This is a genomic window from Sphingopyxis sp. SE2 (assembly GCF_032227185.1).
Taxonomy (GTDB): domain Bacteria; phylum Pseudomonadota; class Alphaproteobacteria; order Sphingomonadales; family Sphingomonadaceae; genus Sphingopyxis.
Map to the genome: position 1 here is coordinate 3,198,336 of NZ_JAPMXW010000001.1, position 21,280 is coordinate 3,219,615.

General features: G+C 63.8%; 20 protein-coding genes and 1 pseudogene. 6 read left to right on the forward strand and 15 right to left on the reverse strand.

Features of this window, described 5'->3' with window-relative positions:
• Position 1: 1 nt before the first annotated feature.
• Complete coding sequence (locus tag OVY29_RS15310) at positions 2 to 343, reverse strand: ArsR/SmtB family transcription factor (protein WP_235600759.1); 342 nt, start codon at positions 341 to 343, stop codon at positions 2 to 4.
• Positions 344 to 567: 224 nt separating this feature from the next.
• Here OVY29_RS15310 and OVY29_RS15315 point away from each other — a divergent pair, with 224 nt between their 5' ends.
• Positions 568 to 2,040: a multicopper oxidase family protein gene (locus OVY29_RS15315; protein ID WP_054725922.1), complete on the forward strand. Its 1,473-nt coding sequence runs from the start codon at positions 568 to 570 to the stop codon at positions 2,038 to 2,040.
• Positions 2,041 to 2,232: 192 nt separating this feature from the next.
• Here OVY29_RS15315 and OVY29_RS15320 read toward each other — a convergent pair whose 3' ends face one another.
• Positions 2,233 to 2,430 carry a hypothetical protein gene (locus OVY29_RS15320; protein ID WP_058818195.1) on the reverse strand — a complete coding sequence of 66 codons (198 nt, stop codon included), beginning with the start codon at positions 2,428 to 2,430 and terminating at the stop codon, positions 2,233 to 2,235.
• A 564-nt stretch (positions 2,431 to 2,994) separates the two neighbouring features.
• Between OVY29_RS15320 and OVY29_RS15325 the strand changes: the two genes are divergently transcribed.
• Positions 2,995 to 4,308 carry a hypothetical protein gene (locus OVY29_RS15325; RefSeq protein WP_058818196.1) on the forward strand — a complete coding sequence of 438 codons (1,314 nt, stop codon included), beginning with the start codon at positions 2,995 to 2,997 and terminating at the stop codon, positions 4,306 to 4,308.
• Positions 4,309 to 4,377: 69 nt separating this feature from the next.
• Positions 4,378 to 4,713, forward strand: coding sequence for a four-helix bundle copper-binding protein (locus OVY29_RS15330; protein ID WP_231735705.1), 336 nt, complete (start codon positions 4,378 to 4,380; stop codon positions 4,711 to 4,713).
• 126 nt (positions 4,714 to 4,839) lie between these two features.
• Here OVY29_RS15330 and OVY29_RS15335 read toward each other — a convergent pair whose 3' ends face one another.
• The 4 genes from OVY29_RS15335 to copC form a co-directional block, all read right to left on the reverse strand.
• Positions 4,840 to 6,774: a cytochrome c/FTR1 family iron permease gene (locus tag OVY29_RS15335; RefSeq protein WP_058818219.1), complete on the reverse strand. Its 1,935-nt coding sequence runs from the start codon at positions 6,772 to 6,774 to the stop codon at positions 4,840 to 4,842.
• Positions 6,775 to 7,038: 264 nt separating this feature from the next.
• Positions 7,039 to 9,726, reverse strand: a complete 2,688-nt coding sequence (locus tag OVY29_RS15340) for a vitamin K epoxide reductase family protein (protein ID WP_058818197.1) — start codon at positions 9,724 to 9,726, stop codon at positions 7,039 to 7,041.
• 249 nt (positions 9,727 to 9,975) lie between these two features.
• Positions 9,976 to 10,902: a copper homeostasis membrane protein CopD gene (gene copD, locus OVY29_RS15345; protein ID WP_058818198.1), complete on the reverse strand. Its 927-nt coding sequence runs from the start codon at positions 10,900 to 10,902 to the stop codon at positions 9,976 to 9,978.
• Positions 10,903 to 10,906: 4 nt separating this feature from the next.
• Positions 10,907 to 11,275, reverse strand: coding sequence for a copper homeostasis periplasmic binding protein CopC (gene copC, locus OVY29_RS15350; RefSeq protein ID WP_030541571.1), 369 nt, complete (start codon positions 11,273 to 11,275; stop codon positions 10,907 to 10,909).
• A gap of 223 nt (positions 11,276 to 11,498) precedes the next feature.
• On the opposite strand from copC, the gene OVY29_RS15355 reads away from it, so the two are divergent.
• Positions 11,499 to 12,482 carry an NAD(P)/FAD-dependent oxidoreductase gene (locus OVY29_RS15355; protein WP_231728232.1) on the forward strand — a complete coding sequence of 328 codons (984 nt, stop codon included), beginning with the start codon at positions 11,499 to 11,501 and terminating at the stop codon, positions 12,480 to 12,482.
• 24 nt (positions 12,483 to 12,506) lie between these two features.
• Positions 12,507 to 12,632: pseudogene (locus tag OVY29_RS15360) on the forward strand (DUF305 domain-containing protein); the annotation flags it as partial.
• A gap of 212 nt (positions 12,633 to 12,844) precedes the next feature.
• Here the strand turns inward: OVY29_RS15360 and OVY29_RS15365 are convergent.
• The 8 genes from OVY29_RS15365 to OVY29_RS15400 form a co-directional block, all read right to left on the reverse strand.
• Positions 12,845 to 13,381: a DUF2231 domain-containing protein gene (locus tag OVY29_RS15365; RefSeq protein ID WP_030541569.1), complete on the reverse strand. Its 537-nt coding sequence runs from the start codon at positions 13,379 to 13,381 to the stop codon at positions 12,845 to 12,847.
• Between the two features lie 367 nt (positions 13,382 to 13,748).
• Complete coding sequence (locus OVY29_RS15370) at positions 13,749 to 14,198, reverse strand: DUF411 domain-containing protein (RefSeq protein WP_046407136.1); 450 nt, start codon at positions 14,196 to 14,198, stop codon at positions 13,749 to 13,751.
• Positions 14,199 to 14,259: 61 nt separating this feature from the next.
• Entirely contained in the window at positions 14,260 to 14,700 is a 441-nt protein-coding gene (locus OVY29_RS15375) for a DUF305 domain-containing protein (protein WP_409581466.1), read from the reverse strand.
• A complete protein-coding gene (locus OVY29_RS15380; RefSeq protein WP_058818200.1) occupies positions 14,691 to 16,004 on the reverse strand; it encodes a copper resistance protein B in 1,314 nt (437 codons plus the stop codon). The genes OVY29_RS15375 and OVY29_RS15380 overlap by 10 nt, the downstream gene beginning before the upstream one ends.
• Complete coding sequence (locus OVY29_RS15385; protein WP_030541566.1) at positions 15,994 to 18,000, reverse strand: copper resistance system multicopper oxidase; 2,007 nt, start codon at positions 17,998 to 18,000, stop codon at positions 15,994 to 15,996. Before OVY29_RS15385 ends, OVY29_RS15380 begins: the two co-directional genes overlap by 11 nt.
• A 97-nt stretch (positions 18,001 to 18,097) precedes the next feature.
• Complete coding sequence (locus tag OVY29_RS15390) at positions 18,098 to 18,670, reverse strand: RNA polymerase sigma factor (RefSeq protein ID WP_004212943.1); 573 nt, start codon at positions 18,668 to 18,670, stop codon at positions 18,098 to 18,100.
• The gene (locus tag OVY29_RS15395; RefSeq protein ID WP_030541565.1) at positions 18,667 to 19,086 is read right to left on the reverse strand and encodes a periplasmic heavy metal sensor; all 420 of its coding nucleotides are present in this window, start codon (positions 19,084 to 19,086) and stop codon (positions 18,667 to 18,669) included. Before OVY29_RS15395 ends, OVY29_RS15390 begins: the two co-directional genes overlap by 4 nt.
• 20 nt (positions 19,087 to 19,106) lie before the next feature.
• Positions 19,107 to 19,397 (reverse strand): hypothetical protein, encoded by a 291-nt coding sequence (locus OVY29_RS15400; protein ID WP_231727568.1) that lies wholly within the window; start codon positions 19,395 to 19,397, stop codon positions 19,107 to 19,109.
• A 952-nt stretch (positions 19,398 to 20,349) separates the two neighbouring features.
• On the opposite strand from OVY29_RS15400, the gene OVY29_RS15405 reads away from it, so the two are divergent.
• Positions 20,350 to 20,679 (forward strand): hypothetical protein, encoded by a 330-nt coding sequence (locus tag OVY29_RS15405; RefSeq protein ID WP_125458964.1) that lies wholly within the window; start codon positions 20,350 to 20,352, stop codon positions 20,677 to 20,679.
• A 98-nt stretch (positions 20,680 to 20,777) separates the two neighbouring features.
• Here OVY29_RS15405 and OVY29_RS15410 read toward each other — a convergent pair whose 3' ends face one another.
• Positions 20,778 to 21,278, reverse strand: a complete 501-nt coding sequence (locus OVY29_RS15410; RefSeq protein WP_066551370.1) for a DUF1440 domain-containing protein — start codon at positions 21,276 to 21,278, stop codon at positions 20,778 to 20,780.
• Between the last annotated feature and the right edge of the window lie 2 nt (positions 21,279 to 21,280).

The following is a 21,280-nucleotide window of genomic DNA, read 5'->3' on the forward strand; positions in this document are numbered from 1 at the left end:
GTCAGGATTCTCCTTGTTCAGGATCGGCGCCAGCACAAAAGAGTGCGTAGAGTTCCGTCAGGATCGGCAGCACGCGTTCGGACGTGATGCGGTAGAAGATCGTTGTTTTCTCCCGCCGCGTGCCGACCAGGCCCTCGTCGCGCAGCGTGGCAAGGTGGCGGGACAAATTGGATTGTGTCAGCCCGAGGCGTTCGCCCAGTTCGGTTACCGACAGCTCCCCGCCGAGCAAGCTGCACAGGATCATCAGACGGTGCCGGCTCGCCAGCGAACGGAGGAACGCTTCCGCTTCGCCGGCCTTTTCCTCCAGAAGTTCTGGGGACATCTTAACGAGAGAAGGTCGCACGATTGCTCCAGACATCTTATATGCAACATATATGATGGATGAGCGTTCGATCAAGCCAGCTTAGGAGATTTCCCGTGCGCTACTATTTCGCCAGACTATCGCGGCATCCTTCGAGGAAAGTGGTCCTGCGCGCTATTGAAGCGCTAGAGCGTGGGCGACCAATGCCGATCGACAAGGCTGCCGGTGGCGCTTCCAAGCTGCGCTGCGCGCAGGGCCAGATTTAGATGCTCGATCGACGTTCACTGTTGGCCGGCGGAGCGGCACTGTTCGCCACCGCCGCTTGCTCGCGCTCCACGTCTTCCCTCGGCGGGGGCGGTGCAAACCCCCTCCCGATACCACCGCTCTTGGATGCGCAGCCTGGACGATCATTCGCGCTACAGGTCCAGTCCGGAACGACTTCATTCTATCCGGGCCGTCCGAGCGACACGCTAGGGTATAACGGCAGCTATCTCGGACCGACGATCAGAGTGCGTCGCGGCGACGATGTGGCGGTTGCCGTGACCAACCGGCTCAAGGCGGACACGACTGTGCACTGGCACGGGCTTCTGATCCCTGGAGAGCTGGATGGCGGCCCCCATCAGATCATCGCGCCGGGCGCGACCTGGCGACCGACGCTTCCGATCCGGCAGCCGGCAGCGACCCTCCTTTATCACTCACACGTCCATGGGTTGACGGCCGAGCAAGTCTATTCAGGTCTGGCAGGGGCGTTGCTGGTAACCGATGACGAAGAGCAGGGCTTGGGCCTCCCGTCAGAATATGGCGTGGACGACCTGCCCCTGCTCATCCAGGATCGCCAATTCGAAAATGGTCGCCTCGTCATGCCAGGCGGCATGATGGTCGCCATGCAGGGCCGGCGCGGCGACACGACCCTTGTGAACGGAGCGGTAAACCCGCTGGCGGCAGTGCCAAACCGGTTGGTTCGCCTGCGGCTCGTCAACGCATCGAATGCCCGGATCTATGAGCTGTCGTTTTCCGATCAACGAAGCTTTTACTGGATCGGAACCGAAGGGGGGCTGCTCGAACGAGCAGTGGCATTGGAATCCATAACCTTGGCGCCGGGCCAGCGCGGCGAGCTTCTCGTGGACTTCACGGACGGCAGGCCCGCCTCGCTGGTAACGGCGGCTGATACCAACAGCGCGATGATGGGCGGCATGGGCATGATGGGGCGTGGCGCCGGGAGGACCGATGCCGCGGCGCCAGCGACCGTGCTGCGGTTTGAGCCGCGGCCGTCGGGACAGGCTCGTGCCAGCGGCGCCGTGCCGACCCTTCTGGCATCACGAACTCGGCCCGATGCCAGCAAGGCGGTGCGCCGTCGCCGACTGATCCTCAACATGGGCATGGGCGGCATGATGGGCTCAGGAAACGGCGGTGGCGGCCTGACGATCAACGGCAAGCCATTCGACATTAATCGCATCGATGAGACGGTGAAGCTAGGCTCCACCGAAATATGGGAGGTGTCTGGCGAAATGATGCGCCACCCGATCCATATTCACGGCGTCCACTTTGATGTTCTCACCCGTGGGGGCGGTCAGCCTGACGTTCTCGACCAGGGGCCGCGCGACACTGTCGTCGTCAAGGAGCCGGTGGAGCTTCTCATCCGATTTGATCAGCCGGCCAAGAGCGCTCCTTTCATGTATCACTGCCATATCCTTGAACATGAGGATAATGGAATGATGGGCCAGTTCAGTGTTGCGTAGGCGGAGGCTCCCACTTCTGAAGAGTTTATGCAGCGTCTACCGTTCAACAGGAGAGCAACGTTGCCAAAAGAGCTTTTGCCGTATTTCTAATCGCGGTAACGATGCTGATGGGCGGCACCTCGCTAGCGGCAGGCCGATGACTGCCGCACATACAGGATCGCCTTGCGCTCGAGATGCTGAGCCCCGATCTTCTCAAAGATCATCGCGCATCTCCTGCAGCTCCGCGACGGGGCCGCCGTCGGCATGGGCGAGAAGCAGGCGCACGATCAATGGCGTCAGCGTCTGCCGCGTCGGCGCGGGCAGAGTCTGCCAACGCGGTGTCTGCGCGATCCCGGAACCGTGGGGCCTGGAGAACAGATCGAACTGAAACGTCATGGACTTGCGCGGCATGGAGACCTCCCCGATGTAAGTCGTGAGAGCCCGATGCTGCGCCTGAAACCAATGAAGCCGAAACCGGCCGCGTCGCCTGCAGCAGCTTCACCAAGGCAACCAGCGCGCCAATATTGACGCGGGGAGCGTGGTCGACACGCATCATGCTGCAAACCGCGCGGTCGAACATCCAGGCTGGGATCTCGAGCCAGCGATCGGCCGCCGATCCTGCGATGCTGCAACGGAAAACGCCGCACCCCGCGCGCTCGACTACTTCATGAATGTAAACCTGAAGCCCGGTCCAGGGATGCCACTGATAAAGAACTTCGCGAACGTCGGTCCTATGGGCGTTCCGTCGTCTCGTTGTACAACACCGTGCGTCCCCACAGCAGCCTCGGCGGCATGGCACCCGCCGAGTTCACCAACCGCCCCCGTCAGGGGAATGAGGACACCGAAGCTAACTTATCAGCGGCCTGAAAACGGGGAGCACGTCATTCGCGGTCCGATATGCTGAATCAAGAAGCTCGACGGTCACCGACCAGGGGCTTAGGTCTTGGTTCAGCGAATGGGGATCACACTGACAATATGGCCACGCAACCCGACCAAATTACTACCGGAGAGGATCACGGTGGCCTCGTTCGTCGTCTTATTGCCCGTTGGCGTGACGATCCTGGCGCAACCTACCGAAGCTGGTTTCTGTGGGACGAACGGTTGAAAAACTTCCGCTCGATCCGGCGTGGTATTGGCCAGGTCGTTGGTGAGATCGAGCGCGGCACGTTCGGCGTCGCCTACCGGGGATCGTCGCTCGAAACGGTCGTTCATTCCGTCGCAGAGCAGCGTCAAATTTTCAAAGGCGCCGACCACGCCTTTCTCTGGAAACCGAAGCTCCGCATACCCGATATCTACGAAAACCCGGAGAACCAGCGGGCGTTCGGTCACTTGCTCGACGCCTGTTCGTGTTGCGACACGGCCGAGGAAATTATTGGCCATATCCACACGATCGATCGCTTGAAGATCAAGGGGCTCGGGCCAGCGGTCGCCAACCTGCTCTATTTTCTTCACCCGACGCTGGTGCCGCCCTTCAACACCGCGATCGTCAAAGGCTACAACGCGCTGACCGGCGCGAAGGTGAAGCTCGGGAGCTGGGAGCATTTTCTGGCGATGCGGTCGGGTGTACTCGACTTGAACGATCGCCACCGCGACCTGCTATCGAACGACCTGGGTGCGATTGGCGGCTTGCTGTTCGACATCGGCTTCGATCGCTACCCGGCCCCTCCTCTCGATGTTAGCGGCGAGGCGCTGGCAAGTTGGGGACAACGGCTTGAGACGGCGCGCGAGGAGGCGCGCACGCTCAGCAAGGCGGCGCTACGCGAAGGCGAGAACGAGCGCACCCATACTGAAATCCAAGCATGGCTTCGCGATCTAGGACTCGCGCTCGGCTATGACGTGTGGATCGCATCGAACGACCGCAGCCGTGCCTTCAATGGATCGCCGTTGGGACATGGGTGCCTTGAGCGCCTGCCCGCCTCCATCGCAACCTCCAAGGGGGCGGATTCCATCCGTCTAATCGACGTGCTGTGGCTTGAGCGCGGCGGCGATCACGTCGCGGCAGCGTTCGAGGTCGAGCATTCGACGTCGATCTACTCGGGCATTGTGCGCATGCTCGACTTGGCGCTGAGCGGCAGCGACCTCCACGCGACCGCAGGGCTGTTTCTGGTCGCACCCGACGCCCGCGAGGCGGATGTCCGCGCGCAGTTACAGCGTCCCGCGTTCAGCCGCGTCGCCGATCTCGACATATCGTATCTTCCCTACGGCGAGCTGGAGAGAAACCGCGAGGCCATCGCCCGGTTCGGCTCGGGGCTGAAAGCGATCAAAGCCATCTCCAGCAAGCTGGCTTGATCGATTGAGGTAAGGGGTACGCGCGCGCGCCGCGTATTTTCAAATGGGCGGGGGCTCAGCTGGAGATGAATGATGCATCAGATCGATCCCGAGATGAAGGCGTGCATGGACGCCTGCCACGAATGCCATGTCACCTGCCTCCACATGGCGATGAACCATTGCCTTGAGGCGGGAGGCCGACATGCCGAGCCGCAGCACATGAAGATCATGGCCGATTGTGCGCAGATTTGCGCGGTCGCGATCGACTTCATGGCGCGGAAATCTGAGCATCACCGGCATATCTGCCGCGAGTGCGCCGAGATTTGCCGGGCGTGCGCGTCGAGCTGCGAAGGGCTGGACGGCATGGAGGATTGCGTCGCCGCGTGTCGCAAGTGCGCCGAGGCTTGCGACAAGATGGCCGCGTAAATGGCCCGAGGGCGGCGCTTTCCCCGCCGCCCTCCCGTTACATTGCGAGCCAAGGCGCGTGAGACGGTGCGATGCACGGTCAGGGTTGCGGCAACGCTTTAGAGAGGGGCGTTGTCTGCCCTGCCGCTAGTAGGCTAGCGGCCCGCCCGCCCGCGGCTTGGCGCGGCGGTTCCAGGCAAACCCGATCACGATCACGGCAAGCATCAGGAGTTGTGCCAGCACCGACTGAAATGTCGGGAACAGGCCCAACATCGAGATACGTGGCACGCTGGCGAGCGGCGCTATGTCGATGATCCCCGCCTCTTGGAGGGCAGCGACTCCCTTACCGGCCAGCACGACCGTCAGAGCGGCCATCAGCCACGAGCTGTAGCGGAAGAACTGCGTAATCGGCAGCGTCCGGCTGTAGCGGAGCATGGCCCAGGCGATGACGGCGAGAAGGCTGATCGCTGCGCCGGCGCCGGCCAGCAGCATCGCGGTGTTACCCTGTGTCGAGAGCGCGGCGTAGAAAAGGATCGTTTCAAAGACCTCCCGATAGACCACCAGGAATGCGAGCCCGAACAGGAACCATCCCGACCCGCTCGATAGCGCCCGTGACATTTTCTCCCGGATATAGCGTTGCCACTGATCGGCTTGGGCCTTGCCGTGCATCCAGATTCCGACCGAGAGCAGCACGATCGCGGCGAACAGCGAGCCGAACCCTTCGGTCAGCTCCCGGCTCGCGCCGCTGATCCCGATCGCATAGGTGGCGACGGCCCAGGTAAGCCCGCCCGCGATGAGCGCCCCGATCCACCCGCCATGCACATAGCGCAAGGCTTCTGGCCGTTCCGCTTTGCGGAGGAACGCGATCATGGCGACCACGATCAAAAGAGCTTCCAGCCCCTCACGCAGCAGGATCGTAAAGGCCCCCAAGAAGGTGGACGCCTGCGTCGCGGCGTCGGGCGCGAGCGCCGCCTCGGCATCATCGAACAGGCCGCCCAGCACTGCCACTCGTTCGGCCACATCATCGGCCGACGTGCTGCTCTCCACAGCGGCGCGATATTCTCCCATCGCGCCTTCGATCCTGGACATGAGCGTCGGGTCGCGCGCCGAGAGCGTCGGTTCGATCGGCTCGAACCCGTCGAGATAGGCGGACAGCGCCAGTTCCTTTGCGCCGCGCCGGTCGCCGCGCCGGAACGCGGCGAGGCTTTGCGCAAGCTTGGAGCGAGCGACCGCGAGCGAGCCCGGGGCTTGTTGCATCACCTGATCGGGGTGGCGCCGCAGATAGGCGAGCACCGCGTCGGCTTTCGCCTGCCCGATGCTGCCCGCAAGCGCGGCGGGGGTGAGCGCGACCAGGGTTTTCAAATCGGGGATCCGCGCCCGCAAGCTCGGCTGGGACTTCCACAGCCGTTCGCCTTCGACCGCTTGCGCGTCGGTCAGGGCGAAGCTGCCAGCGCGGAACGCCAGCGCCCAGCGTTGATCGTTCGGCAGATCGGCGAAGCTCTGCATCGCGGTCCCGTCGATGCCTTGGCTTATCACCTGATAGAGCGCGAACACGCTGCGCTGGCGCGCCCGTTCGGCGTCGGTGAACGCGATCGGCGGCGGGTCGAGTCTGGCAGCGTCAGGCCCATGTCCGTCGCCGGTGAGGCCGTGGCAGGACGAGCAGCTTTGGACGTATAGCCTTGTTCCCATGGCGGGGTCGGGTGCCTTGGCGGGAGCGAGCGGCACCGGATAGGCCTTGAGCAGATCGGCGGCGAGGCCATGCGCGAGTGTCGCGACCTCTCGGGACGATCCCTTGCGGCCGATCACGGCTTCGAGCTGCGAAGCGCTTTGGATTAGAGATTGCCGCTCAGGCGTCGCGGGAAGTGCGCGGAGGCGCGTCGACACCCCAGCGGCGAACTCCGTCATCTCCGCGTATTCGGACGCGCTTATGACCGCGCCGTTGGCGACCGCACCGCCATAATCGACCGCCATATAGTCGAGCAGACGCCAAGCAGTTTGAACATCGCGGGTATCGGCCATCGCCGCAGCGGGGATCAACAGCAGCATAAGCGACGCGACCAGCGCGACCAGAGGTGACGGCATATGGGTGATCGATTCCAAGCTTCACTCGTCGCGGACTATGCGAACAGCTCTCATTAGCAGTATTGGGCAGCGTGCGCGACCACCAATGGCAGGATGATGAACATCGCCGCCGGAGAGCTGGCGGGCGATCGTCTCCGGCGACAAGATCGTGACCGCGAACCCGGAGACGATCGGGGGGGTAGAAAAGCGGCAGCGAAGGCGCGTGACGGTGTGCGATGCACGATCAAGGTTTTCGATGAGGCTAAGCAGTGATTGAAGATACTTTCAGATCACGTACTTGTCCCAGCTTGCATAATGCTCGGCGCTGCGCTTTCCCCTTGGAAAGCTGAGGCCGACGAGCGCAATGCCGGCTACGACCGAGGCCACGGCCCCAAGGTGACCAACGCCGTCGAGGAGGAAAGGCGCGGCCACAAGCCAGGCTCCGAACGCGACGTTGATCAGCCGCAGCGCGCGGGCAACTTCTGCGGTGGCGATGATCGCGACCGTGATGACCAGCGCACCCACAACGTGATCGCTGTTCGCCATACCGCCTTCCGTGCCGAACAGTATTCGGGTCAGCATCAGCAGGACGCCGATGACGATGCTCGCAGTCAGCGTCCATGGCAGGGTCAGTCCCTTCTTTGCGTCCGCCCAGAAGGTGCTTGGCGAGGCCATCGCGTCCGACGCGTCCACCGCTCCCGCCTCTATCGCGTCACCCTGGAAGAAGGTGCGGATCAGCGGTTTGCCTTGCCGGCGCGCCCAGAGAAGGAACTGACCCATCGCAATCACCTCGTCGAGCGCGAAGGGGATCATGATCAGCATGGCGAGCGCGGCGATCAGCGCCAGCGTGCTCCATGTGCCGATGACGATGGGCTGACTGATGATGAAATAGATGCTGATGACGCCGAGCGGGATGACAAGGATGCCGAAGAAGGTCACCATCCACGGCATGGTCCGCCAGCGGTCGCGGGTGCCCATTACCGCCATCAGGATCTCGAGGACATAGCTGACCGTGCCGAGCCCACCATCGGGAATCGGCCAGGCCTTGGACATGTCCGAGGTGATGATCTCCTCGGTGCCGTTGCGTGGATCGCTCAGGGAGCCGGCGAAAAACGGCTCCCAAACGCCGTCAATATGCCCCAGTTGGTAGGCGGTGAGGATGCGCGAGGTGAGAAGGCCGATCAGACCCATGGCGACGATCGGCAGCCGCTGTGCGTCGGTGGATGGCGAATAGGTCCAGCCGGGCGGGATGTTCTTGGGGTCCATCATGCCCGCCATGCTCATGCCCGGCATCATCGGCACGAGCACCGACAGGGCGATCACGGCCGAGCCGATGAGCAGGTTGTTGTTGTACTGAGCGGCGCTCGGGCTCCAGAAGATCAGCGGGGCGAAGAACAGCCAGATGCCGACGAACGCGACCGCCCACTGCGCCCATGTCTTCGTGCGGGCTGACAGGGAAAGTGCACCGAACAGCGCGATGGCGAACCCGCTGACGACGTCGCTGATGGCCAGCGCGTTCGCCCGCCACTCGATCGACGGCAGCCCGCGATCAATAGTTACGAAGCGCGCGGCTTCGCCGACACTCTGCGTGGTCACGGAATCGTATATGAGCGGGCTGGAGGCGAGCCACAGACCGAGACCGATGTTGGCGTAAAGCGCCCAGCGGGCACGGCGCTCATCGCGGTCCATCAAGGCCATGTGATCGCCGTGCCCGCCATGGCCCGACATCGCCGCGCCCGCGCCGCCGGTCTCGTGCCCCATCGCCGCGTGGTCCATCTTGCTGTGGTCCATCCCGCCGTGATCCATACCGGCCATTCCGGCGACTGCCGCTTCAGCTTGGCGGTGGTCCGGCTCCGCAGGTTTGGAAGCTTGATTGTCGTTCCAGGCGACCAGGTTCTCGTTGAGCTTGTTGTTCCGATACCAGGCGCCGGGATGACGCTTCAACGCGGCAACGATCGTCGGCAGCGAGTCGCGAAGATTGTGCTTCGGCTCCCATCCGAGCAGCGAACGCGCGCGGGAGACATCGAGGATATAGTGGTCGTTGCTGCTGTCGATCATCCAGGGCTGGATGAAGTCGTCGCTGCCGAGCGCTTCGTTCTGCAGGATGATCCCGGCTTTCGCGAGCGGCTGCGGAATCCGGATCGTCTTCCAGCCCTCACCGTGGAGCGCCTCGCCGACGATGTCCTGGATCTCGGCATAGCCGGGTGCGTCGGGCTCGCCGATGAGCAGCGGCAGTTCTGACGGCAGTTCGTGCCGCCGATCGACCAGACGCAGCACGGCGTCAGCCAAGTCGTCGCGGTGCACCGATGACTGCGCCGCACACAGCATGCCGGGATAAAAATGCGAAATCAGGCGGTGCTCGTAAATCTGCGATATCTGCTGCGCGAGAAAAGCCGAGCGTCCGTCGTCGTCGTAAACTCCGGCGGCGCGCATATAAACGACGGAGATGTTTCCGTGGCGCTCATGCAGCAATGTCTCGGCGTCGACCTTGGACTGCGGATAGGCCCAGGACGCGCCGATCGGCGAGTCCTCGTTGATGCGCTCGTCGGGTGTGGGGGTCGGCTTATGAACGAGCATCGTGCTGGCGAAGACGAATTGTCCGACTTCGAACGATTGCAGCCCGTCAATCAGCCGGCGGGTGCCCTGCACGGTGACCTTGTCGTAGAGCGGATTGGGGTCACCCGTGATATCATAATAGGCGGCGAGGTGGATCACCGAGGCGATGCGGTTGCCGTACCGTGCGCGCACCTCGTCAAGCGCAACTCGGACCGCTTCGTCTGACCCGAGGTCTATGTCGATCGCCGCCGCGGGCGGCGGTGGGTCGGGAGGGCCGGCGCGATCAAGGCCGACGACCGTGTAGCGCTCGCCGAGCTGGGCAATCAGCGCTGCGGCGATAAAACCGCTCGCACCCGTGATGAGGACGACTTCGCCACCCTGGCCGCTGCCGGCTTCACTGCGTTTGCCATCGGTCATGACTTTGCCACCCTTGTTCATTCATCTCTGAAAACACTGACAGGCCCACCCGGACCAACCCTCTCGCACGCCCAGCTTTGCAGCGCGACGCGGCCTTCCCGCAAGCGCCTGTGGGCGACTTAGGGCGTCGGACACGTAAGCTCAGTCCAAGCGGGGGGTGTCTTGGGAGGCGAGGGTTAAGCCGCGTAAGTGGGTAAAAGAAGGTGGAAGGCCTGAGCGGCGCTTGCGTGGACGGTTGGTCCATAGCGCTTACATGCCCGACGCGGGTGGCGCGAGGGTGCCTAGCCATGCCACGAGCGCCAGGATGCCGATCACGCAGGCTGTCTCGACCGCAAGGCTGACCCGCAGCGCCGTAAGCGCCCCGCCATGGTCGTTCATGGCAATCGAGCGCTCGAAGGCCGGCGTGAGGCGGAACCGATTGAGCGAAGCGAGCCCCAGCATCGCTGCGAACAAAACCAGCTTGGCGAGCAGCAGCAGGCCGTAGAGCGTCGTCCCCAAGGCCGCGAAATTGGCTGGGCCGACGAGCAGCCAGCTGTTGATCAAACCAGTTACCACCAGGGTAACAACAACGAGCGTACCAACGGAGCCAAACCCGTGCAGGGCGCGATGGGTCAGCCGAAGGTGCGCAGCATCGATCTCCTCGGCGCGCCGCGCCATCAGGAGAAGCAATCCGAACAGCGCCCCGACCCACAGACCGGCAGCAAGGAGATGGAGGATGTCCGCAGTGAGGTGAAGCCATCCCGTGCTTCCCTCGCTCGCGGCACCATGCCCGTTCCACGCGAGTGTCGCCAATGCCGCGGCTGCCGCAATCATGGCCATAGCCAGCCATGATGCTCTGCCTCGCGCCAGCAGGGCTGCACCGCCGGCGATGACGAGCGCCACCATACGCACCTTCCAGGCGGTGCCAACCGCCGACCCTCCGAGCAGCGCGGCCGCAGCAGCCTGATCGATCGGCCAGAACGGAGATCCGGCCATCGCCGAGGCCATGAGGATCAGGCCAGCGGCCGAGAGAAGCAACCCGAGCGCCGCGCTTGCCGTGAGCCAAGGCCGCAGCGCGATTGCATCATCGCGCTCGCCAAGGCGAAGGCCGTAGAGGCTGAAGGCCGACAGGCCGAACAGCGCCGCCAGGACCAGGTACAACGCCAAGCGGATGGCGACGGTCGGCCAGTCGAGCATTCGCTCACTTCACCGTGAAATTGTAGCTGCCGGTGATTTTGTGTGTATCGCTAGAGACGACCTGCCAGCCGACGCTGTAGCGCCCACGCGGGAGGCGCTGCTTCGGGGTGATGGTGAGCGTCCGGCCATCGGCGCCGACTGCGGCGCTGCTGGGCATTTTCATGGCCGCCATGCCCGGCATCGCTGCCATGGTAAGGTCGGCCTTGGAGAAAGCCGGCACGAGTTTCTCGCTGAACTGAAGGCTGATCTTCTCGGGGGTCGCGACGGCCGCGTTGGCGGCGGGGCTGGAGGACACCAGCTTCGGGTGCGCGTTCGCCACGCCGCCTGCGAAGAATAAGGCTGCGGCGGCAGTCGTGATGAACAAGCGACGCATCAGGGTAATCTCCATTTCGATTGGGTTCACCTGTATTACGCAGCCGGGCGGGTCACCCCTCACGATCTTTTTCGTGCCGACGCACCGCTCTCGATGAGGGGCCGGCGGTGGCGGCGCGTATTCAGAAGGGAGCATGGGGCGCTTTTCACCGCGTCTCCTCTCGAGACGAACTGTGGCCGCGGGCCTGGACGGGCGCATGCGCGGGGTAATGATGAGGTTGCGATTGACCGATCAAGGCTGGACGGGCGACCCCGAGGAGGTCATCGACTGTCTGATTGTGGGCGGCGGTCCAGCGGGCCTCATGACCGCGATCTATCTGTCGCGGTTTCTCAGGAGCTGCGTCGTCTATGACGCGGCGGCAGGGCGCGTCGCCTCCATCCCGCACTCGCGCAACCTGCCAGGATTTCCCGGAGGCATTTCCGGCGTCGCGTTTCTTGCGCGATTGCAGGCTCAGCTGCGCGAATATGGCGGTACGGTCCAGAGCGGTGAGATCGACGCAATTGTCGCCTTAGGCGACCACTTCTCGGCAACCTGCGAACTGAACATCTTGCGCGCGCGGACCGTTGTCCTCGCGACCGGTGTCCTCAACCGGCGTCCCGAGATGCCCGATGCGATGCATGACATCGGCGTGGCGCGTGGGCTTCTCCGCTATTGTCCGATCTGCGATGGTTATGAGGCCCGGCGGATGAACGTGGCGGTGCTCGGCGGCAGTGGTCATGGCGCTGAAGAAGCTGAATTCCTGAGGGCTTATGGGGCCAAGGTCACGCTTCTGGCTGAGCGCTCGCTCGATCTCGGGCCGACCGAACTTGCCAAGCTGAACCAGCAGGGCATCGATGTCGCCCCCTCGCCTGTCGAGCAGCTGCGTCTTGGCGACTGTGTCGAGGTGCGGTTGGCCAATGGCCTGGAGCTGCAATTCGACACGCTTTACCCTGCGCTCGGCTCGTCGCCTCGGACGCGGCTTGCCACTTTGCTGGGCGCGAAGCTCAGCAAATTAGGGTGCGTGCTGACCGATGCCCACCAACAAACCTCGGTTGATGGCGTGTACGCAGTCGGCGACGTAGTAGAAGGGCTCGATCAGATCAGCGTCGCAGCCGGGCAAGCGGCAATCGCTGCGACTGCAATCCATAATCTGTTGCGCGACCGCGACAGCGGATTGTCGTCCGCCATCGCCGGGCTGTATCCCGCTCGGAGCGTACCGCCGACGTAGTGGGAGCCACTGGCGGTGCACCGAGCGAAAGCCGCCAACAAAGCGCTGATCGCCGGCTCGCTTGTCATCTTCTTCGGCTGCTTCGCGCTTATTCGTATCCACACGACGATCGGCGACACGGCCTTCCTCCGTTCGATGATCCCGCACCACGATCCCGAGGCTTGCGCGGGAGTGCATCGAGACAGTGTGCTATTACCAGCGTCGGGGGTTGCTCGACACGCCCTAGCGGGGCCGGGCTCGCCGGCGGCATCCGACGCTATGCTTGAAAAGGCCTACGGCACGAAGGTCGGCGCTGCCGCATTTCGTCGCATTCTCCTTCGCAGCGCGCCAACACGCGACCGGCTACTAAGCGTCGGGGCCCCTCAGAACGCCAAGTGGTTTATTCCGCCGTGCATGAAGGTTCCGCCGAGGAACCCCTGGATTGAGATCGCGAGTGTCATCAGGCCAAGCACCGCCCAATACAACGACCGCGACCGCTCGGGACCCTTGCGGTGGCGCGCTGCCATCCAAGCCAGCGCGACGCCGAAGACCGCGATCGATGTCCCGAGCCAGCGATGCGTCATCAGGATAGGGTTGCGGTCGGTCAGGTAGAACCCGCCTGCGAACCAGCCCAGGAACGCCGCCACGATCGCTCCCAGCGCGCCGACGACCAGCATTATGTGTGCGACATGCTGATAATCCCGGTTGCGGCGCCACAACCCGAACAGCTCCACCCCGAACGCACCGATGAACAGGGCGATGGGAAAATGAATGACCATGGTATGCACCCGGCCCAGCCAGCTCACAAGCCGTTCGCCGAAAGTCTTGTTCTTGTTGGCGGTCTCCTCGTGCATGCCGCCCATGTCCATGTCGTCGCCGGCGATGTCGCGGCCGCCCATGTTCATGTCCACGGTCGACATAGAGCCCATGCCCATGTGGCCGTCGCCAGCGTCCGCCCCATCTGCTTTCTGCGTCTCGGCTGCGCTGCTAGCGGCCGGCCCGGGACCGGCCCCGAGCGCATCGTGATCTTCGTGCGCCGATGCCGACGTGCTTACTGAGATTGCAACCGCAAGGAGTAGAGCGAAAGCCCCGCCTCGTTTACCGCCCATCACCCAACCCCTTGAACCGTGTTGTTTCAATCCAGTTTACGCACGCCGCGCCTTCTTCCCTCACCTGCCCAGCTTCCTTTGTGAAACTTTCCGTCTGCTCTTCAAGACGGACTGGACGCCACAGCTACGCTGGCTGCGGCGACCGCGTCATGCCACTCCGCCAAAAAACATCGACCGATCAGCTGCCGTGGCGGGCGAACAGGCGGCGGCCGCTGGGACCAAAGGCGACCACGTCATAGGCTTGCGCCTTGACGCCCGGCACTTCCATTCCTGGCGAGCCGAACGGCATGCCGCCGACCGCGAGGCCTCGCACGCCCTTGGGCCGGGTCGAAAGAGCCCGCTTCATGTCGGCGATCGGCACGTGGCCCTCGAAAGCGATGCCATCGGCGATTGCGGTGTGGCAGGACGAGACGTCCGCGGGAACGCCCGCGCGCTTCTGCAGCGCCGGGCGGTTGGGATCATCGACGACGCGCACCTGACGGCCGAGCTGCTGCTGCACCTGCGCCGCCCACTTGGCGCAACAGCCGCAGCCGGGGTCGCGGTGCATAACGATCGGGGTAGCCGCGCTGGCGGCAACCGGAACCAACAAGGCTGCGGCAGTAAGCGCAAATCGCAACGCTGACTTCATGGAAAAATCTCCTTGGTCGTTCCTCCCGTCTCCTCGCTGGGGGCGGGAGGAACGAGGCTTATTACTGAGGACGCTTGCCCATCGACCGGAGCATCGCCTGGAGTTCACCGATGCTCTTGTTCTGCTCGGCAATCGATTTCTGGGCCATTTGCCGGGTCTTCGCATCGGGCGACTCCCGGAGAACGATCTGCGACATGGCGATCGCACCGCGGTGATGCTCGATCATCTTGCGGACCCACGTCTCGCTCGCATTAGCGCCCTTGGCCTTCATCATCTTTTCGTGCATCGCCATTTCGGCGGGCATGAAAGGCGTGTTCATGCCAGGCATGTTGTCGTGGTTCATGCCTTGCATTTTCGAATGGTCCATGCCCTGCATCTGCTGCTGAGCCAAAGCGGGGCTCGCCGACGTCGCGGCCAGAGCCAGAAGTGTTACTGTCTTGAACATCGACTTCTCCTTCTTGACCTCAGCCAACCCGACAAGACTAGTCGGCCTCAAAACCATGTGCGAATGCCCAGAACTAGGCTGGTCGACGCCGCCCCCTGGCCTTCGGCGCGTGCGAAGCGAGCCGTGTCCCCGAAGCTGCGGTCGTACGATATGCCCACATAGGGCGCGAACTCGCGCCTGATCTCGTAGCGGAGACGCAGACCGAGTTCGGCCGTGGAAAGGCCTGAGCCGATGCCGATTTCCGGCACGTCCTGCGCGGCGAAGTTTAATTCGGCGCGGGGCTGAAGGACTAGCCGCTGCGTGATCCGCTGATCGTAATAGCCTTCCAGGCGCCCGAGCAGGTCGCCCTTGTTGGACAGGAATAGCGCGCCCTCGACATCGAAGAAGCCGGGTGCCAGCGTTTCGAAGCCGACCGACGCATAGACGCGCGAGGGGTTGGGCTTGAAATCGTAGCGGACGCCAAGCTGTATATCGGTGTATGGGCCAATGGCGCGCGAATAAAGCGCCTGTACCTCCGCCGCTTCCAGACTTCCCCCGATATTCCCTTCGCCCTCGGTCTTGAGCACCAGCCGGTTGATATCACCCCCATACCAGGCACTGCCGTCCCACCGGTAACCATCGCGACCGTCCCGGATCTGGACTTCAGCCAGATTGAATATGACCTGGGAGAAATTCTGCCCGCCGTGCATCGACCGCAGATGCTGCTGCGAATGCGCCATGGCAGCGGCAGAGTAGACCTGGTCCGCGGCCCGATCCGTCGGGATGGGCGGCGGCGGAGCGGTGCCGGCCTGCAGGTTGGTGCCGATCATCGCCGCGCCCGTGGCTGAGGGCATGCTTCCCATGTCGTGTCCCGGCATGCCTTGCATCGCGCCCGAACTCTGGCCCATTCCCGGCATCGATCCATGGTCCATGCCTTGCCTGGTGCTTGGCTGGCCGGAGGCGGCACCGCCGGAGGCACTTGGCATGGCCGACATGTCGTGCGCGGTATTGGGGTTGGGGTTGGCTCCAGGCGTATTCATGCCCGGCATGGTCGTCATGTCATGACCGGCGTGAGGATCGGCAACGATCGTTGCAGGGGCCGGAGGCTTGGCGGGCTGATTCGCAGCGGGCTTGGCCCCCGATCCCGTTTTCGCGGGCGGTGTCGATCTAGCGGCGGGCTTTGGGGACGCTTTGCGCGCGACGGGCTTGGTCGCTGCGGGCTTCTTGGCGGCCGGCTTTTTAGCGGCCGGCTTTTTCACCGCTGGCGTATTTGACGGCGGCATCTTCATGCCCGGCATATTGGAATGGTCCATCTGCGCGGCCACCGGACTTGCGAGGCCAAGTGCCGCGCCGCCAGCGATCAAGAGGAACTTAGGCTGCATCGCGGTTCTCCTCGCCCATCGGGCGAACCGTCACGACACGCATCATCCCCGCGGTCATGTGATAAAGATTGTGGCAGTGGAACGCCCAGTCGCCGGGCGCATCGGCCGTTACGTCGAATGTCATCTTACCGCCGGGCGCCACATTCACCGTGTGCTTGCGAGGCGCGAAGTCGCCATGTCCGGTCACCAGCTCGAAGAAGTGGCCGTGCAAATGAATTGGGTGCGGCATCATCGTGTCATTGACCAGGGTGACGCGCGCGCGCTCGTCCTTGCGGAACGGGATGGGGTCGGCAGGGTCGCTCATCTTCTGGCCGTCAAAGCCCCACATGTAGCGCTCCATATTGCCCGTCAGGTGGATCTCCAACTGACGCGACGGGGCGCGAACGTCCGGGTTGCGGTCGAGCGCGACAAGATCGCGATAAGTGAGCACGCGATGATCCGCGTCCTCCAGCCCCTGCGGCGGCTCGCCCGTGCGGTCCTTCGGCATCGGCGAGATGGTCTGCACTCCCGGCCCCATCTTGACGCCGGGCGCGTTCTTGGGGTTGCGCATGTTCATGTCCATGCTGCCGCCTGACCCATGATCCATCCCGGCCATGCCGCCGCTGCTCATCTGACCATGGTCCATGCCCGCCATCCCGGCAGCGCCCGCCGCCATTTGGCTATGGTCCATCCCTGGCATAGCGCCGCTCATCTGGTCGCCCCCCATCCCAGCCATGCCGGCCATCGCAGCGCCTACCGCCTTCGTTCCGTGATCGGTGGGCTCTTTCCACCCGGTGAGCTTCCACAGGTTGCGCGAGGCATTCTGCATCAACGTGGGATCCGGCCCGCGCTTTGCGACCGGGTTCTCGTCCGCCATACCGGACATCCCCTCCATCCCGCTCATGTCCATGCCCATGTCGGTCATGGTCAGCAACGTGCGCGGGCGGAGCGGCGGGACCGGGGCGATCATGCCCTCGCGCGGGGCCAGTGTCGCGCGCCCCATGCCGGATCGGTCGATCGCCTCGGAAACGAAGCTGTAGGCGCGGTCCTCGGGCGTCACGATCACGTCGAAGGTTTCCGCGACGCCGATCTGGAATTCGTCCACGGTTACCGGCCGGACGTTCTGGCCGTCGGCCTGCACCACCGTCATCGGCAAGTCAGGGATGCGCACGTTGAAGTTGGTTTGCGCCGCAGCATTGACGATGCGCAGCCGAACCCGCTCGCCCGGTCGGAAGAGGCCCGTCCAGTTGTCGTAAGGGCCAAAGCCATTGACGAGGAAGGTGTAGGTCGACCCCGTAACATCCGCAATATCGGCCGGGTCCATGCGCATCTTGCCCCATTCCATCCGATCCTTGAGGCGCATCTCGCGGCCGGCGAGCAGCCCGCTCAGCGTCGGGCGCTGATAGTTGAAATAGGCGCCGCCCATCTGCTTGAGCTTGCGGAAAATTTCCTCGCCCGTCATTTCGCTATGGTCGGAGAGGACGATCACATGCTCGCGGTCGAACGCGATCGGGTCGGCACCGGCCGGATCAATCACGATGGGTCCGTAGAGCCCTGCCTGCTCCTGTTCGCCCGAATGGCTGTGATACCAGTAGGTGCCCGACTGCAAGATCGGGAATTCGTATACGAAGGTCGAACGCGCCTTGATGCCAGGGAAGCTGATGCCGGGCACGCCGTCCATTTGGAACGGCAGAATGAGCCCGTGCCAGTGAATCGAGCTATCCTCGTCGAGATTGTTGGTCACTGCGAGACGGACGTTCTGGCCCTCCTGGAGGCGGACGAGCGGTGCGGGCACGGTGCCGTTGACGCCGATTGCCGGCGTCGTGATCCCGTCCATGACGAGCTTCATCCTGTCGATCGTCAGCGCGATGTTTGTGCCCGACACGGTCGGCAGGGGCCTGGCGATGCCGCGCGACACAGGTTGCGCCCAAGCCGGCAGGTAGGCCGACATGGCCAGCGTGCCGCCAAGCATGGCGGTTCCGCGCATTACGTCGCGCCGGTTTAGATTGCGGCTCATGCCTTTCCTTCGCTCCAGTTCAATGCTTGCGGCCGGCGGCGGGGGGGGGGGGGGGGGCGCCGACCTTATCTTCATTACGCGCAAATAGGCTCATCCCTCACGCGAAGTCGAGAATTTTCGATAATCTTTCACGCGCACGCCGGAGCCGCGTCTCCACGGCCTTTCCGCTGATCCCCAGCGCGGCGGCGGTTTCCGCCTGGGACAAGCCCTCCACGGTCCGCAGCAAAAGCGTCTCCTTGAGCGTGGCCGGCAGCTCGGACACCGCGCGCGAAAGCCGCGCAAGCTCTGCGCGATCGAAGGTGATGGCGTCGGCACCCGGCGCCTCGTCCCGCTCACTCTCCATGGTGTCGGGCGGCAGCGAAGAGGCGAACGATAGTATCTGGCGTATGCGCCGCCGCCTGTGCCAGTCGCGGCTCTTGTTGATCGCCACGCGGGTCAGCCACGCAGCGAGCGGCCGATCTCCGTCATACTTTCGCAAGTTCTGAAAGGCGGCCACGAAGCATTCCTGAGTGAGGTCAAGCGCCTCTTCGGCGTCGCCGATATGCGAGCGGATCAGGCGGTAGACCGGTCTTTGGTGCCGCCGCATGATCTCAGCGAACGCAGCCTGACGTCCGGCGAGCGTCAAGGCGGCGAGTTCGCCGTCCGTGCAGGCCGCGAGATCAAGGCTCACCGCGCGTCTGCGGTCAGCGCCTTCACCACCGCGCGGTCAAACGTCCTCGCCTGGTCGGGCCGCAGGATCTGCCGCATCGCGAACATATGGTTCAACGTCTCCTTCTGGAGCTCACCCATCGCGCCGTGCGAACGATCGACGGCGGCCGCGACCTGCGGCCCGTTACCATGTTCGGCCTCGATGGCGGCGGCGAGCCGGGCGTTGTCGGCTCTGAGTTCCAGCTCCAAGGCACGCCTTCGAACGGTGAAGTGAGACTCCAGCATCTGGAGCTTGGTCTGTTGAGCTTCGTCCAGCTCGAGCCCGTCGTGGAGCAAGCTGTGAAGCTCAACGCCCGGGCTTGGCGGGGAGGGGAATAACTCACGTCCAGCCCACACGCCTGCGACCGCCGCCACGAACGCGACGATGGCGATCAGCATCGTCCTCCGGGCGCCGCTCGTCACTGGAACGCGAGTAAGGTCGAAGGCGCTAGCGGCATGGCAGGCCCGAAGGGTGTTAGCGTCGGCACCTGCGCAGTCGTCGCTGCGGACGACAATCCGCCGCCCACCACTCCCAAGGCGACTGCGCCTAGCGCTGCCAGCATGCCGGATCGCAGCGTAACTCCGCCGCCCGCGCGCCGCTCCGCCGCGATCAACCGCATGACATCGCCTTCCAGTTCAGCAAGCCGTGGATGAAGCGGTTGCTCGGCAAGGCGGCGCAACGCGCTGTCTAAATTCATGTCCATGTTCATTCCTCCGCCGTCCTCACATCCATTACGCACGGCCGGTGAACACCCCTCGAGTCCGAAGCGAGCGAATGTCACACACCCCCCGGACGCGGCTGCGCACTCTTCCATTGCGTCCAATCGCTCGCAGCTCGCTAGACAGGCCGGGCAAACGCGTCCCGCTGTTCGAATTCCCTGTTTTATGGGAGGTCAAAATCGGTCGGATGACACGCAGACCGGCAATCGATGCGGTTCCGCGGCCTCGCCGTCGCAGAACCCCCGTTCAGAACGATGAGGGCGGCCCAATCGGGCGGCCACGCCTTGATATCAACCCACCCCCAAGGCCGGCCTGAGGCCAGTGAACGGGCTGGGGCGACGGCGCGATGTTTGCTATTTCCGATGACGTTAGCGTTCAAATTGCGCGGGCACGGATGAGCGCGTCACCGAGTCGAGCCTGGTAGCTCGTTGAGGGGACGGCACTTACCCTGCGAAAAGCGCCCGAGCAATCCTTGACGCCCCACATTTCAAATGCCCTGACCGCCGTCTTTTCCTCCAGCTGGAGCTAGAGTCCGGCCTGACGGTGAGGGTCGCGTCGTTCGTCTTTCCCGGCGTTCTGGCGGCATTCGCCGTCGTGCTCAGCCTGGGTTTGTCCCGAAGACTCTGGAAAGCCCGTCCGGTGCCCGCCACCGGATCAGGTACATAAGCCGGACCGCGGAGCCGACTTTAAGCCCGCAGGACAGCGAGAGGGAAACGGCTTAGGATATGGGGGAAAGGGGCAAAAGGGTGCCGCGGACGGCTCCGCGCGCCTGGTAAGCTTCGACTTCCGAGCTGAGACGAGTTCCCGGCGTAAGGTGCTTCCGTCCCGTCTTCACGCGAGCTGCCGAGACTATTCAAACCCGGTTCAGCACGTTCGGCGCACACATCTCTCCAGCCCGATCGGCCACTCGCGGTACGACGAGCGTAGTTGTGGAGAAGGAACATGTTCAAGCTCGCGATCGCCGGATTGGCACTCATCGTAGCCGCACCGGCCCTCGCCGAACCGCCGGCCCATGCCGGCCAATCCAACGGCCATGGGTATCAGAACCAGAGCTACTACAGCCAAGGCTATGGCTATGTTGAACCGCAGGGTCACGGCCGAAGTTACGGCTCTTACCAAGGCCAAGGGCATAGCAGTTACGGTAACGGTTATTCCAATTACGGCAACTATGGCTACGCCTCGAACCGGCACGCCCGTCGGGACTACCGCCGGGAAGTACGTCATGCGCGTCGCGACGCGCGCCGGTACAACGAGCATGGTTACAACCACTAGGATGCACAACGGCGCGGGCCACCGCGCCGTTGTCACTTCTGAAGAGTGACAACGCGTCTGACACGCAAGAGTACGGAGAAGGTCGCGGGCGTGCGGCTTTAGGCAATCTTTGCTCTGACACCCGCAATTAGGAGCCTCCGCGCCACTTCGAGAGCCACGCCGAAAACTAGGTGCGAGACAAAGCCGCGCAGGTGCGTCGAAGCCGCGACCTCCGAAGCGGGGGGACTAAAGCCCAACGCCGGCATCGCCATCTCGTCGGCGACCAGCGACACCGCCGCTCCGTAGGCGGTTCCGAACCCAGCGCTGGTCTCTGGGCGAACCTCCACCGCGGCTCCGTAGAGAGCGCCGAGAAACACCCCAAAGCCGTAATGAACAGCTGCTCCCGCAGGCTCACGATATCCCTCCGGTACCGGTTTCCCTACGGTAGCTTCCGTTACAGCGTCGGCCACCTTGACGGTGTTGGGCTCGTCTCCGACATCCCTATCGCCCGAAGCGGCTTTCCAGGCTTCGTGGAACTCGGACATTACCCACGAGGCCACCAACCCCGCCGCCGCGCCCGTCACAGCGCCTTCGATTACGCGCTCTGTGTTCACATCCATCT